General features: G+C 75.9%; 15 protein-coding genes. 5 read left to right on the top strand and 10 right to left on the bottom strand.

Translation table 11 applies throughout. The annotated features are described in order from the left end of the window. Window positions 1–9: 9 nt before the first annotated feature. From WHI96_RS12490 to WHI96_RS12465, 6 genes are all read right to left on the bottom strand, one after another. On the bottom strand, window positions 10–1,431 hold the full coding sequence (locus WHI96_RS12490; protein ID WP_345648957.1) for an SDR family NAD(P)-dependent oxidoreductase: 1,422 nt from the start codon (window positions 1,429–1,431) through the stop codon (window positions 10–12). Between the two features lie 63 nt (window positions 1,432–1,494). Continuing rightward, window positions 1,495–2,154, bottom strand: coding sequence for a biliverdin-producing heme oxygenase (locus tag WHI96_RS12485; RefSeq protein WP_345648959.1), 660 nt, complete (start codon window positions 2,152–2,154; stop codon window positions 1,495–1,497). 100 nt (window positions 2,155–2,254) lie between these two features. Then, window positions 2,255–2,854 (bottom strand): TetR/AcrR family transcriptional regulator, encoded by a 600-nt coding sequence (locus WHI96_RS12480; protein WP_345648961.1) that lies wholly within the window; start codon window positions 2,852–2,854, stop codon window positions 2,255–2,257. Window positions 2,855–2,894: 40 nt separating this feature from the next. After that, a complete protein-coding gene (locus WHI96_RS12475) occupies window positions 2,895–3,380 on the bottom strand; it encodes a peroxiredoxin (RefSeq protein ID WP_345648964.1) in 486 nt (161 codons plus the stop codon). Between the two features lie 305 nt (window positions 3,381–3,685). Beyond that, on the bottom strand, window positions 3,686–4,072 hold the full coding sequence (locus WHI96_RS12470; RefSeq protein WP_425571651.1) for a DUF6319 family protein: 387 nt from the start codon (window positions 4,070–4,072) through the stop codon (window positions 3,686–3,688). Between the two features lie 273 nt (window positions 4,073–4,345). Then, entirely contained in the window at window positions 4,346–4,993 is a 648-nt protein-coding gene (locus WHI96_RS12465) for a TMEM175 family protein (RefSeq protein WP_345648966.1), read from the bottom strand. 70 nt (window positions 4,994–5,063) lie between these two features. Here WHI96_RS12465 and WHI96_RS12460 point away from each other — a divergent pair, with 70 nt between their 5' ends. Together WHI96_RS12460 and WHI96_RS12455 are read left to right on the top strand one after the other, a co-directional pair. Next, window positions 5,064–6,080, top strand: coding sequence for an alcohol dehydrogenase catalytic domain-containing protein (locus WHI96_RS12460; protein WP_345648969.1), 1,017 nt, complete (start codon window positions 5,064–5,066; stop codon window positions 6,078–6,080). 337 nt (window positions 6,081–6,417) lie between these two features. Then, window positions 6,418–7,725: an MFS transporter gene (locus WHI96_RS12455; protein WP_345648972.1), complete on the top strand. Its 1,308-nt coding sequence runs from the start codon at window positions 6,418–6,420 to the stop codon at window positions 7,723–7,725. 84 nt (window positions 7,726–7,809) lie between these two features. Here the strand turns inward: WHI96_RS12455 and WHI96_RS12450 are convergent, their stop codons facing one another. Next, window positions 7,810–8,784 (bottom strand): threo-3-hydroxy-L-aspartate ammonia-lyase, encoded by a 975-nt coding sequence (locus WHI96_RS12450; protein WP_345648975.1) that lies wholly within the window; start codon window positions 8,782–8,784, stop codon window positions 7,810–7,812. Window positions 8,785–8,883: 99 nt separating this feature from the next. Here WHI96_RS12450 and WHI96_RS12445 point away from each other — a divergent pair, with 99 nt between their 5' ends. Next, the gene (locus WHI96_RS12445) at window positions 8,884–9,144 is read left to right on the top strand and encodes a sortase domain-containing protein (protein WP_345648978.1); all 261 of its coding nucleotides are present in this window, start codon (window positions 8,884–8,886) and stop codon (window positions 9,142–9,144) included. Window positions 9,145–9,432: 288 nt separating this feature from the next. Here the strand turns inward: WHI96_RS12445 and WHI96_RS12440 are convergent, their stop codons facing one another. Beyond that, window positions 9,433–12,090 carry an ATP-dependent RNA helicase gene (locus WHI96_RS12440; protein ID WP_345648980.1) on the bottom strand — a complete coding sequence of 886 codons (2,658 nt, stop codon included), beginning with the start codon at window positions 12,088–12,090 and terminating at the stop codon, window positions 9,433–9,435. Window positions 12,091–12,106: 16 nt separating this feature from the next. Beyond that, window positions 12,107–12,256, bottom strand: a complete 150-nt coding sequence (locus WHI96_RS12435) for a hypothetical protein (RefSeq protein ID WP_345648983.1) — start codon at window positions 12,254–12,256, stop codon at window positions 12,107–12,109. A gap of 150 nt (window positions 12,257–12,406) precedes the next feature. On the opposite strand from WHI96_RS12435, the gene WHI96_RS12430 reads away from it, so the two are divergent. Together WHI96_RS12430 and WHI96_RS12425 are read left to right on the top strand one after the other, a co-directional pair. Next, window positions 12,407–13,618, top strand: a complete 1,212-nt coding sequence (locus WHI96_RS12430; protein WP_345648985.1) for an acyl-CoA dehydrogenase family protein — start codon at window positions 12,407–12,409, stop codon at window positions 13,616–13,618. Beyond that, window positions 13,611–14,777 carry an acyl-CoA dehydrogenase family protein gene (locus WHI96_RS12425; RefSeq protein WP_345648988.1) on the top strand — a complete coding sequence of 389 codons (1,167 nt, stop codon included), beginning with the start codon at window positions 13,611–13,613 and terminating at the stop codon, window positions 14,775–14,777. Before WHI96_RS12430 ends, WHI96_RS12425 begins: the two co-directional genes overlap by 8 nt. A 15-nt stretch (window positions 14,778–14,792) precedes the next feature. Here WHI96_RS12425 and WHI96_RS12420 read toward each other — a convergent pair whose 3' ends face one another. Next, complete coding sequence (locus WHI96_RS12420; protein WP_425571652.1) at window positions 14,793–16,274, bottom strand: alkaline phosphatase D family protein; 1,482 nt, start codon at window positions 16,272–16,274, stop codon at window positions 14,793–14,795. Window positions 16,275–16,547 lie beyond the last annotated feature (273 nt).

The raw sequence follows: 16,547 nt of genomic DNA, 5'->3' as shown, positions 1-16,547 counted from the left end.
TGGACCCCTCTACCAGGAGGACACGCGGTAGTTCTTCAGGAACACCCCGTGCAGGTCCTCGCCGGCCTCCCCGGCGACGATCGGGTGGTAGACCCGGGCGGCGCCGTCGGCGAGGTCGAGCGGGGCGTGGAACCCCTCCTCGGCCAGGCGCAGCTTCATCGGGTGCGGGCGCTCGTCGGTGATCCAGCCGGTGTCCACGGCGGTCATCAGGATCCGGTCGGTCGCGAACATCTCGCCCGCGCTGGTGCGGGTCAGCATGTTCAGCGCGGCCTTGGCCATGTTCGTGTGCGGGTGCCCGGGACCCTTGTAGCCGCGGCCGAACACGCCCTCCATCGCCGAGACGTTCACGACGTACTTGTTGCGTGCCGTCGACGCCGCCATCGCCGGGCGCAGCCGCGAGACCAGCACGAACGGCGCCGTCTGGTTGCACAGCTGCACCTCGAGCAGCTCGAGCGGGTCCACGTGCTGGACGTGGTCGACCCAGCTGTTGACCGCCGCGGTGTCGGGAAGCAGCCCGCCCGCGTCGACCGCGGTGCCGGCGGCCATCCGCTCCGGCGACGCCGAACGGGCCGACGTCGCCAGCGCGGCCAGCTCGCGTCCGCCCGGGACCGCCCCGGCCAGCAGGAGCGGGTGCTCGCGCGAGGCGCTGGTGAACGACACGATCTCCGGCAGCTCGCCCGCGGGCAGCTCCTCGTGCTCGGCCGCCTCCAGCGCGGAGTACGAACCGGGGGAGCGGCGCACCGTCTGCGCGGCGTTGTTGACCAGGATGTCCAACGGCCCCGCGGCGGCGACCTCGTCGGCGACGGCGACGACCTGGGCCGGGTCCCGCAGGTCCACCCCGATCACCCGCAGCCGGTGCAGCCACTCGGCGGCGTCGGGCAGCGCGGCGAAGCGGCGGGCGGCGTCGCGCGGGAAGCGGGTGGTGATGGTGAGGTGCGCGCCGTCGCGCAGCAGCCGCAGCGCGATGTACATCCCGATCTTGGCGCGGCCGCCGGTCAGCAGCGCGCGGCGCCCGGACAGGTCGGTGCGGGCGGCGCGGTGGGCGCGGTGCGCGGCGGCGCAGTCCTGGCACAGCTGGTGGTAGAAGGCGTCGACCACGGTGTAGCGCGTCTTGCAGACGTAGCAGCCGCGGGCGCGGTGCAGCGTCCCCGCGGTCGCGCCGGGGGTGTTCGACACCAGCGGGATGCCGGCGGTCTCGTCGTCGATGCGCCCGGCCGCGCCGGTCGCGGTGGCGGCGGTGACGGCCTCGTCGGAGGACTTCTCGGCCTGCCGCTTCTCGGCGCGGCGGCGCAGCCGCACCGACTTCCAGATCCCCGCGGTCGCCCGCCGGACGACCACGGCGTCGGGGTGTTCGGGCGGCAGCTCGTCGACCTGGGCCAGTACCTTCAGCGCGGTCGCGAGTTCGTCCGGGTCGATGCCGGGGCTGGACACCGGGACACTCCTGGGATCGGTGGTCGGGGGACGGGCGTCGATCCTAGTTCCCCCGATCCCGGCTCAGGACGCCAGCGGCTGCGCGAGCCCGACCTCCTCGGCCATCTCGGTGAGGACGGCGATGTTCAGCTCGAAGGCGTGCACCGCCTCGGCCAGCAGCCGGTCCCGCTGCGCCGGGGTCCAGGCCGCGCCGTCGAGCAGGGCGCGATAGCGGGTCCGGAACACCGACGGGCTGCCGAGGGCCTTGAAGTCGTAGAACAGCCGCCCGGGGCCGTCGATGCCGTAGGTGCGCTGGAGGATCTTCCCGACGACCTGGCCGCCGGCCATGTCGCCGAGGTAGCGGACGTAGTGGTGGGCCACGAACAGCGCCGGGTCCGTCGCGGCCTCGCGCAGCCGCGCCACGTAGGCCGTGGTCGACGGGAGCACCCGGGGGACACCGCCGCCGAGGGCGTCGAGGTCGGCGTGCAGGGCGGGGACCCGGCGCAGCTCGTCGATCACGAACGGCGCCGCGACCGGGTCGGCGGCCAGGACGTCCCCGGCCCCCTCCAGCGCGGTGTAGATCGCGATGTACTGCTCGGCGAGCAGGGTGTAGGCGTCCAGCGGCAGCGCACCGTCGAACAGCGCCGCGAAGTAGGTCGACCCGTGTGCCTGCTCGTGGACCGCCCAGGTGGCCTGGCGGAGATCGGCGGACAGCGTGCCCGTGATGGGGGTCGTGGCGTCCATCGGCCCTCCCGTGACGTGACGTCTGGTGCGACGGCACGGCGCCGGATCTGACACCGTGTCAGATCATGATGGTAGGGCCCCGACGCGGGTAAGGCTAGCCTCAGTCGCGCGCAACCGTCGAGACCGCTCGCAGCACGGCCGCGACCGCCGTCTCGATCGTCGCGTCGAGCTCGGCCGGTTCGACGTCGACGATCCGCCTGCTCGACAGCGCCCCGGCGACGACGGCGGCGAGCACCCGGGGGTCGTCGTCGACCAGGCAGCCCTGCGCCGCGCCCTCGCGCAGCACCGCCACCAGCCGGTCGGAGATGGGGTCGGCGTGCGCGGCGATCCGGCGGTAGGCGGCCGGGTCGAGGGCACCGGCCAGCGCCTGGCCGGGCGGGAGGTGGAACCCGGCGAGGCGGCGCAGCTGCAGCCGGGCGAAGGCGGCGAGCCGTTCGCGCGGGTCGGCGGCCTCGGCGAGCGCGGCGTCGAGCTCGGCGACGTAGCGCTCCGCCTCGTGCTCGACGAACGCGACGAGCAGGGCCTGACGGTCGGGGAAGTGATTGTAGAGGGCCGAGCGCCCCACGCCGGCGGCCGCGGCGACCCCGGACAGGGTCACCGTGTCGAAGCCGCGCTCGTAGAGCTGGACGCGCAGGGCGTCGAACACCCGCTCGCGCACCTGCTCGCGGTGCGTCGCCAGCGAGCCCAGGACCTTCGGCACGCGGGCCAGTGTAGGCCCGCGTACCGGTCGGCCCGGAACCTCAGAGCTGCGAGAGCACCGACTCGACGCCGGAGACCTCGACGGTCGGCGGGACCGGCTCGACGCCGATCCAGCGCACGACGCCGTCGGTGACGATCGCGGCGTAGCGCTGCGAGCGGGTGCCGAGGCCGAACTTCGACCCGTCCATGTCCAGACCGGCGGCCTTGGCGAAGTCGCCGTTGCCGTCGGCGAGCATGAGCACCGCGTCGCCGGCGCCGCGGGACTCGGCCCAGGCCTCCAGGACGAACGCGTCGTTGACCGAGGTACAGGCCACGGTGTCGACGCCCTTGGCCTTGAGCTCGTCGCGGCGCAGGACGTAGCCGGGCAGGTGGGTGTCGGAGCAGGCCGGGGTGAACGCGCCGGGCACACCGAACAGCACGACCGTGCCGGTGCCGAGCACCGAGGCGCTCTGCACGGGCTTCGGGCCCTCGGCGGACGGGGTCATCAGGGTGACGTCGGGGATCTGGTCACCGGCGGCGAGAGCCACGGGTTCCTCCTGGTGCTGCGGGTGGAGCGGTCGGGACCGACCCTAGTCCGCGTCGCCCCGACGGGCCCCGCGCCGTCGTCACACCCCGCCCGTCGTCGAGCACCGTGCGGCGCGGGAACACCGATCGGGAACGGGACGGGCCGGTGGTCGGGGCGTGCGACGGCCGGATCCCGTGGGGCGATCGGCGGGCCAGGGCCAGGACCCGGCCGAGGTGCTGTGGGAGGAGAAGGTGCGCGGGGACCGCATCCGGCCCCGACCGCCTCCGCCTGCGCGCCGCACTCGGTCGCCGACGACACCGGCGCGGGTCACTGCTCCAGCTCGGCCAGGTCCTTGCGGGCCTGCTCCAGCTCTGCCTCCAGCTCCGCGACCCGCGCGGCCTTCGCCGACCGGGCGCCCTCGATGAGCTCGTCGACCGGACCGGACAGGTCGGCGTGCAGCGCCGCGGCCGCCGCGGAGACCGCCGACGCCGTCACCGGCAGACCGCGGGCCACCCACGTGCTGCCCTGCTTCAGCTCGGCCTGCCAGTCGCCGTCGGCGGAACCGCTGACGGTCAGGGTCATGGTCACGACCCGGGTGGTGCGGGCCGTCGAGCCCGGTGGCCTGCCCCGCCTCCGCTTCGGCGGCTCGGGCGTCCCGGTGCTCGCGGTGTCCGCGGGCGGGGTCTCCCCGCCGGTCGTCAGGTCGTCGTCCACGTGCGTCCTCGTCCCTCTCCACCCGGCTGCACGGCCAGGTACAAGGGTGATTCACGAACGCCCGTTCGCCGGTAGCGACCCGCCCGATTGCCCTGTGTGGGTGTCGACGTCCGACGCCCGGTCACGGTCCGGGGCGGTGGCGGTCACCCACAGGAGGATCGGCGTGCGGGCGGCCCGGCTGCCGGCATCGCGGGCATCCGCGTCGACCACCTCGACCAGTACCTGCGCGACCCCGACGGGAACCTGGCCGAGATCAGCGACGAGGTCCGGGCCTCACGCCGTGTCCGGCGTCCCCGCCCGCGCGCGGGCCCGCGCCGCGCGGTGCTCGGGGAACAGCCGCTCCGCGACCGCCGAGACGGGGATGGTCAGGAGCCAGGACAGCATCGCCCAGGTCGGGCTCAGCGGGGCGATCGCGAGCGACGGCAGGAACGACACCACCGGCGCCAGCCCGTTGACCAGCGTGTGGCGGGCCTCGTCGGGTGTCACGTCGGCGCGGGTCAGGCGGCCGCGGTAGGAGCCGTAGGCCCACATCGCGGCGGAGAACGAGCCGATGACGACCAGGTTGGCCGCATAGAGCACGACGGCCGCGGTGCTGTCGCCGTGCCCGCCGAGCAGCGACGTCGGGAACGGCAGGAACGCGATGCCGAACAGGTAGCCGAGGTTGAGCGTCATCATCCGGGCGTCGGCGCGGTCGAAGCGGGCGAACAGCTGGTGGTGGACCGTCCAGTACCGCCCGATCACCGCGAAGCTCAGCGCGAAGGTGAGCATCCGCGGCAGCAGCTCCACCAGCTGCGGGGCGACCGGTCCCGGGCCGAACTCGGCGTCGGTCAGCGGCAGCACCAGCAGCGTGATCGCGATGGCGAACACCCCGTCGCTGAAGAACGTGATCCGTTCCAGCCCGACCTCGACCCGACGCCGCATCGCTGTCCTTTCTCCGTGCAACGGCGCTCATCGTGCCCTACCGGCCGCCGCGGACCTAGGCTGGTCCGTCGTGACGACCCCGCTCGTGCGCACCGTCCGCTTCCACGCCACGGGCGGCCCGGAGGTGCTGCGGGTCGAGCGGCTGCCGTTGCGCGACCCGGGCCCGGGGGAGGTGCGGATCCGGGTGCACGCGGTCGGGCTCAACCGCTCCGAGGTCAACTTCCGCCGCGGCACCTACCTCGACGCCCCGGTGCTCCCCGCGGGCCTGGGCGGCGAGTGCTCGGGCACCGTGCTCGGGACCGGTCCGGGGGTGACGGGCTGGGTGCCCGGCGACGAGGTGTGCGTGATCCCGGCGTCGTCGCAGAACGAGCACCCGGTCTACGCCGACGAGGCCGTCGTGCCGGTCCGGTCGCTGCTGGCCCGCCCGCCCGGTCTCGACGACGACGGCGCCGCCGCGCTGTGGATGCCGCTGCTGACCGTGTGGGGCATGACCCGCCACGCCGTCCGGCTGCGGGAGGGGGACCGGCTCGTCGTCACGGCCGCGGCGAACAGCATCGGGGCCGCGGCGCTGCAGGTCGCGCGGCACCTCGGGGTGCACGCCGTCGCCGTGGTGCCCGACAACCGGCACGCCGGGGTCCTGCGCTCCGCCGGGGCCGCGGAGGTGCTGACCGGCACGCCCGACGCCGAGGCGCTGCGGTCCGCGCTCGGCGGCGGTGCCGACCTGGTCCTCGACGCCGAGGGCGGGCCCGGTGTCGCCCGGCTGGTGCGGGCCTGCGCGCCGGGGGGCGCGGTGATCGTCCACGGCGGACTGTCCGGGGAGCCGACACCGCTGCCCGCGGCCGGGTACGCGCCGGTGTGGCTGCGCCGCTTCCACGTCCGCGAGGTCACCGGCGACGCGGCGGTGCTGGCCCGGGCCGAGACGTTCGCCCGGGCCGGGCTCGCCGCGGGCACGCTCACCCCGCTGGTGGAGCGGGTCTTCGACCTGGACGACGGCGTCGCGGCCGTCGCCGCCGCGCACGCGCACCTGGAGTCGCCGGACCGGGCCCCGGGCAAGCCGGTGCTGCGGACCGGTCAGCGGAACAGGTAGGCGCCCAGCACGGCGTTCCCGACGCCGGCGACCAGGCCGAGCGCGTCGAGCGATCGCCCCGACGGCGGTGCGCCCCGCACCGCGGCACCGGGCCGTGACGCCCGTCCACGTCGCGAACGCGCCACCGGCCCGGCCCAGCACGGCCGGGAGCAGAACGCCGATCGCGGCGAGCGCGCCCGGGAACGCGGCCTGCCGGGGGAGGGCCCGACCGTGGCGGGGCATGGGCACGGTCACGGTCGTTCGCATTGCTCATGACATGGGTTGCGTGATGCAATGGTCAGCAGGTCCGAAACGTCCATGATCTCTCCGGGGTCCGTTCCCGGGGAAAGGCGATGACATGTCCCGAACATCCGGTGCAGCGCACGCCCCCAGCCCGTTCCGCCAGCCCAAGGCCGTCTGGGCGGTGGCCTTCGCCTGCGTCATCTCGTTCATGGGCATCGGGCTGGTCGACCCGATCCTGCCGTCGCTGTCCGGGCAGCTGCACGCCACGCACACCGAGGTCGAGCTGCTGTTCACCAGCTACCTCGTCGTGACCGCGATCGCGATGCTGGTGACCGGCTGGGTGTCGTCCCGGATCGGCGCGAAGAAGACCCTCGTCACCGGCCTGGCGCTGATCGTGGTGTTCGCCGCGCTGGCCGGGGCGTCGTCGGGGATCTGGGGCATCGTCGGCTTCCGCGCCGGCTGGGGCCTGGGCAACGCGCTGTTCATCGCGACCTCGCTCGCGGTGATCGTCGGCTCGGCCTCGGGCGGGTTCGCCGGCGCGATCGTGCTCTACGAGACCGCGCTCGGCGTCGGCATCGCCACCGGTCCGCTGCTCGGCGGGCTGCTCGGCAACGTCTCCTGGCGGGGCCCGTTCTTCGGTGTCTCGGTGCTGATGCTGATCGCGCTCGTCGCGACCGTCGTGCTGCTGGAGCCGACGCCGGTCCCGACCCGCAAGGCGACGCTCTCCGAACCGCTGACCGCCCTGCGCCACCGCGCGCTCGCCACGACCAGCGGGGTCGGACTGCTCTACAACTGGGGCTTCTTCACCCTGCTCGGCTACGCACCGTTCCTGATGGGCGGGCTCGACCCGATCTCCCTCGGTGCGGTGTTCTTCGGCTGGGGCCTGCTCGTCGCGGTCTTCGCGGTGTTCGGCGCGCCCTGGCTCAAGGACCGCCTCGGCACCGCGCGCACCCTCTACGGCGCGCTCGTCGGCATCGCGGTCCTGCTCGCGGCCATCGGGCTGTTCGCCGACGTGCCCGCCGTGGTGATCGTCGCGGTGGTCCTGTCCGGGGTCGTGGTCGGTGTCAACAACACCCTGGTGACGACGGCGGTCATGTCGATCTCGCCGGTGCCCCGCCCGACCGCGTCGGCGACCTACGGGTTCGTCCGGTTCATCGGTGGCGGTCTCGCCCCGTTCGCCGCGGGCCTGATGGCCGCGGCCGTCGGCGCCTCGGTGCCGTTCCTGATCGCCGCGGTCGTCGTGCTGGTGGGGGTGGCGCTGCTGTCGACGATCCGCCGCGAGCTGGACGCCGCCGACGCCGAGGCCGAGCGGCCCGGCCCGTCGCACGAGCGCGCCGACGCCGAGGAGGCCGTCCGGGAGGTGCCCGGGCTGCCGACCGAGGCGGTGATCGCCGAGGACGCGCTGCAGCACGACCGGCGCTGAGTCCCCTCCGCCCCGAGCGGGCCCCCGTCCGGACCGTCCGGCCGGGGGCCGCTCCGTGTCGTGCCGCCCGTGCCGGCGGCGCGGTCAGCCGGTGACGAGGGCGGCGAAGCGGTCCAGGTCGACGTTGCCGCCGGAGATCGTGACGCCGATCCGGGCCCCCCTCCACCGCTGCGGGTCCGCGGCGACGGCGGCGCGCACACCCGCGAACGCCAGCGCCCCGGTCGGCTCGACGAGCACCTTGTAGCGCGCCGCGAACAGCGCCATCGACTCGACCAGGGCGGTGTCGGGCACGGTCACGATGTCGGTGACGAGCTGCGCGATCACCGGGAACGTGTGGTCGCCGAGGTGGGTGGTGGCGGCGCCGTCGGCGAGCGTGCGGGGCTGCGGGATGCGCACGACGTGCCCGGCGCGCAGGGACTGCAGGCCGTCGTCGCCGGCCTCGGGCTCGACGCCGTACACCCCGGCGTCGGGGGACAGGGCCTGTGCCGCGAGCAGCGACCCGGAGAGCAGCCCGCCCCCGCCGAGGCAGACGAACAGCGCGTCGAGCGGGCCGTGGTCCTCCAGCAGCTCCAGCACCGCGGTGCCCTGCCCGGCGATGACGTGCGGGTGGTCGTAGGGCGGGACGAGGGTGAGCCCGCGCTCCTCCGACAGTGCGGTCGCGATGGCCGCGCGGTCCTCGGCGTAGCGGTCGTAGCCGACGACCTCGGCGCCGTAGCCGCGGGTGGCGGCGAGCTTCGAGGCCGGGGCGTCGTGCGGCATCACGATCGTCGCGGGGACCTCCAGCAGCTGTGCGGCCAGCGCGACGGCCTGGGCGTGGTTGCCCGAGGAGAACGCGACGACCCCCGCCCGCCGCTGTGCGTCGGACAGCCGGGACAGCGTGTGGAACGCCCCGCGGAACTTGAAGCTCCCGGTGCGCTGGAGGTTCTCCGCCTTCACGAACACCTGCGCGCCGAGCTCGGCGTCGGTGAGCCGGGAGGTGAGGACGGGGGTGCGGTGGGCGTGCCCGCGCAGGATCGCTGCGGCGGCACGGACGTCGTCGGGGGTGGGGAGAGCGTTCACGGGACCACCTTCCGCCGCCCGGCGGAGCCGGTTCAAGCCCGTTCGGGTCCGGTCACGATCGGGTGTAACGACCGACACGTCCGGATCGCTGCTACCTGCGTGGGGCTGCCCGGCGCGTTCGCCGACCTGGACACCCTGGAGCCCGGCGACGAGATCCGCGTCGACCGCGCCGACGGGACGTCGGTGGTGTTCGTCGTGCGCCGGGTCGGGCGTTTCCCCACGGCGGATTTCCCGACCGCCGAGGTCTACGGCGACCTCGACCACGCGGGCCTGCGGCTGATCACCTGCGGCGGGGTGTTCGACCGGTCGGCCCGCAGCTACGTCGACAACGTCGTCGTGTTCGCCGACCAGGTCCGCTGAGCGGCCCGATCGCCCCGCGCCCCGCGGAGCGCTGTCCGGGCCCGCCGCGCCGTCGCGGTCCGCGCCCCTCGCTCGTCGAGATGCAGCTCAGCGGGCCGTCGAGATCCACGATTCCCGCTGAGCTGCATCTCGGCGAACTGCCGGTCCGGGGCGGACGCTGTTCTCGGCGACCGGGCCGGCGCGCCGACGCGCCGAGATGCGGCCGAGGGTCGTTCCGATGGGCTGCCGACAGCCCCGAGCTGCATCTCGACGTGCGAGCGGAGCTCCGGCGGGCGGGGGGCGCGGAGCTCATCTCCGTCGCCCGGTGCCCCGTCCCGGTGTCGCGGTGCGCGGGTCCTCGGGCCAGGCGTGCTTCGGGTAGCGCCCGCGCAGCTCGGCCCGGACCTGCGGGTAGGCGTTGTCCCAGAACGAGTCCAGGTCCGCGGTGACCGCCGTCGGACGCCCGGCGGGGGACAGCAGGTGCAGCACCACCGGGACCCGGCCGTCGGCGACGGCCGGGGAGCCGGTCCACCCGAACACCTCCTGGACCTTCACCGGCAGGGCCGGGGCCGCGCCGGAGTAGTCCAGCGCGATCCGGGACCCGGTGGGGACGGTGAGCCGCTCCGGGGCCAGCTCGTCGATCCGCCCGGCGAGCCCGCCCACCGACGCGGCGACGTGCCGGCGCAGCGCGGGGCCGGCGTCGACCCGGGCCAGGTCGGAGCGTCGCCGGGCGGTGGCGAGCGGACCGGCCAGCCACCCGGCAGGATCGGCGGCCGAGTCGAGCAGCGCCTCCTCGGACACGTCCGGCCACGGTGCGCCCAGCACCCGGTGCAGGAAGCCCAGCCGCTCACGCAGTGACACCGCCCCCGCGGTCCAGCGCAGCAGCCCGGTGCCCTCGGCACGCAGCCCGGCGACGAGCGCGTCGCGGACGGCACCGGGGTCGGGGGAGCGGTCGGGCTTCTCCGACAGCACGATCGCGCCGAGCCGGTCGACGGTGCGGGCGCGGACGTCGCCGTCGCTCCAGACGGCCTCCGAGCCGGTGACCCGCAGCGGCGCGGCGGCCCGCCGCGCGGTCGCGGCGTCGGTGGTCGCGGCGAGGCGGACCCGGCCGTGGATCTGCCCGGGGCGCCGGTCGGCGACGGCGACGGCCAGCCACTCGGCGTCGCGCAGCGGGCCGGGCGGGACCTCGACGGCGGTGCCGCCGGTCATGAGGAACACCCCGGCCGCGCCGTCGCGGCGCCGGGCGAGCCGCTCGGGGTGGGCGAGCCCGGTGACCAGCGCGACGAGCTCGGTGCCCGGAGCCCCCTCGGCGCGACCGGCCCGTTCGCGCGCACGGCCCGGGGCCCCGGCGGCCGGGCCGGAGCGGGCCACGGCTCCCGGCGAGGTGCCCGGTGGCGGGGTGTCCGCCGACGTCGTGCCGGTCGGGGAGGCGGCGGCCGCAGGGGACGAGGCAGGCGACGCGGCGGCGGCGCGGGTGCGGCGCAGCGCGCCGGTCAGGCGGTCCCGGTCCCCGCGCCACCGCCCGGCGCCGGGCGCGTCGCCGGAGCGCAGGCGGGCCAGCGCGGCGGTCAGGTCGTCGGCGGGACCGGCGAGGGTGTCGTCGTCGAGGACGGCGACGATCCCGGCGACCTCGGCCGGGGCTCCACCGGCGGCGACGCCGTCGAGCAGGGCCCTGGCGAGGCGCGGGTGCAGGCCCAGCGCGGAGATCCGCCGTCCCCGGTCGGTGACCGCGCCTCGCGCGTCGATCGCGCCGAGTGCGGTCAGCACCGTCCGTCCGGCGGCCAGCGGACCGGGCGGCGGGGCGTCCCACCAGCGCAGACCGCTGCCGTCGGGGGTGCCCCAGACGGCGAGGTCCAGCGCGAGCGCGGTGAGGTCGGCGGTGCGGATCTCGGGGTCCGGGGCGTCGGCGAGACCCTCGCCCTCGGGCCAGCAGCGGAAGGCGAAGCCGGGTGCCTCCCGGCCGGCGCGGCCCGCGCGCTGGGTCGCGACCGCGCGCGAGACCCGCCGTGTCACCAGGCCGGACAGCCCGCGCCGGTGGTCGGTGTGCGGGACCCGGACCAGCCCGGAGTCGACGACCGCCCGCACACCGGGCACGGTCAGGCTGGACTCGGCGACGGCGGTGGCGAGCACGATCCGGCGCCGCGGCCCGTCGCGCAGCGCCGCGTCCTGCTCGGCGGCGGGCAGCCTGCCGTGCAGCGCGAGGACGTCGGCGTCGGGCCCCAGCTCGCGCAGCGCCGACGCGGTCCGCCCGATCTCCGCGACGCCCGGCAGGAACGCCAGCACGCTGCCGTGCTCGAGCGCCCGCACGCACGTGCGGGCGACGGTGTTCTCGATCCGCTCGGTACCGCCGCGACCCGCCCGGGCGGGCGGGACGTGGGTGACGGCGACGTCGTAGCTGCGGGCGGCGACCTCCAGCACCGGCGCGGCCCGGTCGTCGTCGCCCAGCAGCACGGCGGGGCGGGCCGCGTCGAGGGTCGCGGAGGTGGCGAGCAGCCGCAGGTCGGGCCGCAGCCCGTCGCGGGCGTCGAGCAGCAGGGTGAGCAGCAGGTCGGCGTCGAGGTGACGCTCGTGCACCTCGTCGAGGACGACGGTGGACACCCCGGTCAGCTCCGGGTCCCCGGCCAGGCGGCGCAGCAGCAGCCCGGAGGTGACGACCTCGACCCGGGTGCCGGGCCCGGTGCGGGCGTCGCCGCGGACGCGGTAGCCGACCGGCCCACCGACCCCGGTCCCGAGCAGCGACGACATCCGGGCCGCGGCGGCGCGGGCGGCGACCCGGCGCGGCTCGGCGACGAGCACCGTGCCCGCGGGCGCCGGACCGGAGCCGTCGAGCCCGGCCAGGGCGAGCGGGACGAGGGTGGTCTTGCCGGTGCCGGGCGGGGCGACGAGCACGGCGCCGCCGCGGTCGTCCAGCGCCGCCCGCAGCTCGTCGAGGACGGCGCGGACCGGCAGGTCGGGGAGTGGGGGCATCACCCCCGAGTATGGGTCAGGCCAGCCCGCTGTAGGACAGCACCATGATCACGACGACCGCGGCGGCCAGTCCGGCGGTGATCAGCAGCAGCACCCAGCCCGGCAGCGCGGTCTCGTCGAGGACGGGGGCCGCGGGACGGTGGTCGGCGGCGGTGGTGGCGGGCATCGTTGCTCCTGCGGGTTCGGACTGCGTCGGACGGACGAACCTGATGTCGCGCACGGACCAGGAGCCGTTAACCGTGGTCCCCGAAATTGATGACGGCTACGTTCGGAGCGACGTCGACGACGACCGTCAGGCCCAACTTCCGGAGGCGCGATGAGCTCGCCCACCACGACCCGACCGGCATCCGACGCGACCCGCGTGGCGCAGGCCGCCCGGGAGGTGGTCCAGGCCCACGACCCGCGTTCGGTGCCGCGCGAGGAGCTGTTCGGCGCCCTCTACGACGCCGGGCTCGCCTGGGTGCACCACCCCGAGGGGCTCGGTGGGCTCGGCCTGTCCCGCGGGCTGCAGCCGGTGGTCGACCAGATCGTCACCGACGCCGGCGGCGAGCGGATGTTCGCGGTCAACCCGATCGGCTACGGCATGGGCGCGCCGACCGTCGTCGAGTACGGCCCGGACCGCGAGCAGGTCGGGGCGTGGCTCCGGCCGATGGCCACCGGCGAGGAGATCTGGTGCCAGCTGTTCAGCGAGCCCGGCGCCGGCTCCGACGTCGCGGGCCTGGCCACCTCCGCGGTCCGCGACGGCGACGAGTGGGTCGTCAACGGGCAGAAGGTCTGGACGACCCTGGCCCACGTCGCGCGGTGGGGGATGCTCGTCGCCCGCACCGACCCCGACCGGCCCAAGCACCGCGGCCTGACCTACTTCGTGATCGACATGACCCAGCCGGGCGTCGACGTCCGCCCGCTGCGCCAGATGACCGGGCAGGCCGAGTTCAACGAGGTCCACCTGCACGACGCCCGCGTCCTCGACGCGCACCGGCTCGGCGAGGTCGGCGCCGGCTGGACGGTCGCGATCACCACCCTGATGAACGAGCGCACCGCCATCGGCGGGGTCACCGGGCGGCGCGGCAGCGGCGTGATCGGCGAGGCGCTGGGCCTGTGGCGGGCCCACCCCGACCGGCACACCCCGGTGCTGCGCGACCGGCTCGCAGCGCTGTGGACGCGCGCCGAGACCCACCGCCTCACCCTCGCCCGGGCGCGGCGCACCGCGAGCGCCGGGCAGCCCGGCCCGGAGGGGTCGGTGTCCAAGCTGGTCGGCGCCGAGCTGAACCAGGACGTCTACGAGTTCTGCATGGACCTGCTCGGCCCGGACGCGCTGCTCTACGACGACTGGACGATGGACCGCGGGCGGGTCCACACCGACCCGAACTCCACGGTGCAGCAGCGCTTCCTGCGCTCGCGCGCGAACACCATCGAGGGCGGCACCTCGGAGGTCATGCGCAACATCCTCGGCGAACGCGTCCTCGGCCTGCCCGGCGAGCCCCGGTCGGACTCCGACCGCCCCTGGAAGGAGGTCCCCCGTGGCTGAGCAGGAGCTCCGGGAGTTCGACGTCACCGACGAGCAGCGCGAGCTGCGCGCGGCGCTGCACCGCTTCGCCGAGCGTCAGCACGACGAGGCCACCCTGCGCCGGCTCGTCGACACCACCGACGGGTTCGACCGGGCGCTGTGGTCCCGGCTCGGCACCGAGCTCGGCGCGCTGTCCCTCGCGGTGCCCGAGGACCTCGGCGGCGCCGGCGGGACCTGCGTGGACCAGGCCGTCGCGGCCGAGGAGCTGGGTGCGGCGCTGGTGACCGGGCCGCTGCTCGGCACCGTCGCGCTCGCGGTCCCGGCGCTGGTCGCGGCCCCGGCGGGCGACGTGCGCGACGCGCTGCTCGCCGCGCTGGCCGACGGCTCGCGCACCGCGGCCCTGGTCGCCGGGCTCACCGCGCCCTACGACGGCGCCTCCGCGGCGGGCGTCACCGCCGACGGCGACCGGCTCAGCGGCACGGTGGAGCACGTCCCGGACGCGGGCGCCGCGGACGTGCTGGTCGTCGCGGCCGCGGGATCCGACGGCCCGGTGCTGGCCGTGGTCGACCCCGGCGCCGACGGGGTGCGGGTGCAGCGGTGCGGCTCGTTCGACGTGACCCGACCGGTCGCCCGGGTCGTCCTCGACGGCGCGACCGGCACCGTGCTCGCCACCGGCGCGGACGCCGACGGGGCGCTGCGGCACGCCTTCCGCACCGCCGGGGCGCTGCTCGTCGCCGAACAGGCAGGCATCGCCCGGCGGCTGCTCGACCTGACCGTCGCCTACGCGAAGGAGCGGCTGCAGTTCGGCAGGCCGATCGGGTCGTTCCAGGCGGTGAAGCACCGGTGCGCGGACATGCTCGTCGCCGTCGAGCAGGCCCGGACCGCGGCGCTGCACGCGGCGTGGGCGGTCGACGACCCGCGCGTCGACGACGCCGACCTCGCGGTGTCGATCGCGCAGGCCACCTGCTCGGAGACGGCGTACCGGGTCGCCGCCGACGCGGTGCAGCTGCACGGCGGGATCGGGTTTACCTGGGAGCACGTCGCGCACCTGTACTACAAGCGCGCCGTCGCCGACGCGTTGCTGCTCGGGTCCGTCGAGGCCCACCGCGAGCGCATCGCCGCACTGGTGCTGGACACCCTCGGCGACGACGTCCGCGAGCCCCGGGTGGCGACCGGCTGAGCGCCGGGAGCCGGGTCAGACCTTGTTCAGGCCCGGCTCCCGGTCCGGCACCACGAACGACGCCGCCGTGCGCACCGTGGCACCGGGCTCGCTGACCCGGGACACGGTGCGGAAGTCCGCGCGCATCTGCGCGGGGGTGAACGTCGCCAGCACGTAGCCGCGCCGGTCGAGCGACCACACCGAGCTGCCGCCCCCACCGGACCTCGCGTCGCCGTCGCCGTCGCCGCCGGAGGTGACCGAGGTGGTGACGAGCTCGGTGCCGGCGATCCGGTCGTCGGCGCCGGGGATCTCGTTGGCGTGATGGACGTGCTCGTCGCCGGTGAGGACGACGGCGTTGCGCACGCCCGCCTCGGTCCAGCCGCGGACCACCCGCTCCCGGGATCCGGTGAACTGCCCCCAGGTCCCGGACTTGCCGCCGCTGCGCGGGGCGAAGAACACCTGCTGGGCCAGCACGTCCCAGCCCGCGGCGGAGTCCTTCAGGCCGCGCAGCAGCCAGCGTTCCTGGTCGGCGCCGAGCATCGAGCCGCGCATCCGGTACTGGCGGGTGTCCAGGACGTGGAAGGTGGCGAGCGAGCCCCACGAGAGCCGCCGGTAGAGCTGGATGCCCGGGCCGTCGGGCACCGAGGCCCGGCGCAGCGGCATGTGCTCGTAGTACGCCTGGGCCGCGGCCCGGCGCCGGTCGGGCGTCGCACCGTCCCAGTCGTTGACGACCTCGTGGTCGTCCCACACGACCACCCACGGGGCGACGGCGTGGGCGGCGCGCAGGTCGTCGTCGGAGCGCTGGTGGGCGTGGGTGCGGCGGTACCCGGCGAGGGTCCTCGGCTCCGGCGGGCCCGGGTCGCGGACCTCGCCGCGGTCGGACTCGTAGAAGTAGTCGCCCAGGTGCAGGACCAGGTCGGGGGCGTCGGCGGCCAGCCCGCGGTAGGCGGTGAAGTGGCCTGCCCCGAACTTCGCGCACGACGCCGTCGCGACGGTCAGCGAGGCGGCGGCCGCCCCGGCCGCGGGAGCGGTCCGGGTGCGGGCGGCGGGGGAGAGGTGGCCGCCGGTGCGGAACCGGTAGAAGTACTCGCGCCCGGGGGCCAGCCCGGCGGGCTCGGCGTGCACGCTGTGCGCGAGCTCCCGGGTGGCGGTCTCGGTGCCGCGCGACACGACCCGGGTGAAGCGCTCGTCCTCGGCGACCTCCCATCCGACCTCGACGGCCCGGTCGGGCATGCCGCCGTGGCCGTCCTCGGCGTCGGGCTCGGGGGCGAGCCGGGTCCACAGGACCATGCCGTCGGGTGCGGGATCGCCCGAGGCGACGCCGAGGGTGAACGGGTCGGGCGTCGTCGCCCGCCGCAGGGCTCCGGCGAACCAGCGGGGCACGGCGGCGGGCTCGCCACCGGTGGAGGCGGGCGCCAGCCCCGCGACCGCGGCGCCGAGGGTGCCGAGCAGCACGCTGCGGCGTGGCAGTGCGGTCACACGTCCTCCTGTGCGTGGTGGTCCGGCGGAACCGTCCATGCTCCGCCCCGGTGCCCCGGACTGCGGTGTGCACGCGCCGGGGCCGGTCTCACCGGACGAGTGAATCACCGCGGGTGCCCGGGCACGGCCGTTCGGGCGGAACCGCCGGGTGCGCCCCGGCCCCCGCGGTACACGCGTCCGGACGACCGAACTTAGTGAGCTGCGTCACATCCAGCCTCACATCGAACCTCCGTCCCGCGAGTCACGAAAGCAGTTCGTCGGGATCGCGCCGGGTCGCGGCCCGTGACCGCGACGCCCTCGACGTCGCGGCCG

The organism is Pseudonocardia tropica, assembly GCF_040105315.1.
GTDB lineage: Bacteria > Actinomycetota > Actinomycetes > Mycobacteriales > Pseudonocardiaceae > Pseudonocardia > Pseudonocardia alni.
Note: the sequence above shows the minus strand (reverse complement) of the source record. Positions and strands in the feature narration are given on the sequence as shown.

What these genes read in the sequence shown, in the direction of transcription:
- WHI96_RS12485 (WP_345648959.1), bottom strand. Translation starts at nt 2,154, where the DNA reads ATGGACGCCACGACCCCCATCACGGGCACGCTGTCCGCCGATCTCCGC.
- WHI96_RS12465 (WP_345648966.1), bottom strand. Translation starts at nt 4,993, where the DNA reads ATGCGGCGTCGGGTCGAGGTCGGGCTGGAACGGATCACGTTCTTCAGC.
- WHI96_RS12455 (WP_345648972.1), top strand. Translation starts at nt 6,418, where the DNA reads ATGTCCCGAACATCCGGTGCAGCGCACGCCCCCAGCCCGTTCCGCCAG.
- WHI96_RS12440 (WP_345648980.1), bottom strand. Translation starts at nt 12,090, where the DNA reads ATGCCCCCACTCCCCGACCTGCCGGTCCGCGCCGTCCTCGACGAGCTG.
- WHI96_RS12435 (WP_345648983.1), bottom strand. Translation starts at nt 12,256, where the DNA reads ATGCCCGCCACCACCGCCGCCGACCACCGTCCCGCGGCCCCCGTCCTC.
- WHI96_RS12430 (WP_345648985.1), top strand. Translation starts at nt 12,407, where the DNA reads ATGAGCTCGCCCACCACGACCCGACCGGCATCCGACGCGACCCGCGTG.
- WHI96_RS12420 (WP_425571652.1), bottom strand. Translation starts at nt 16,274, where the DNA reads ATGGACGGTTCCGCCGGACCACCACGCACAGGAGGACGTGTGACCGCA.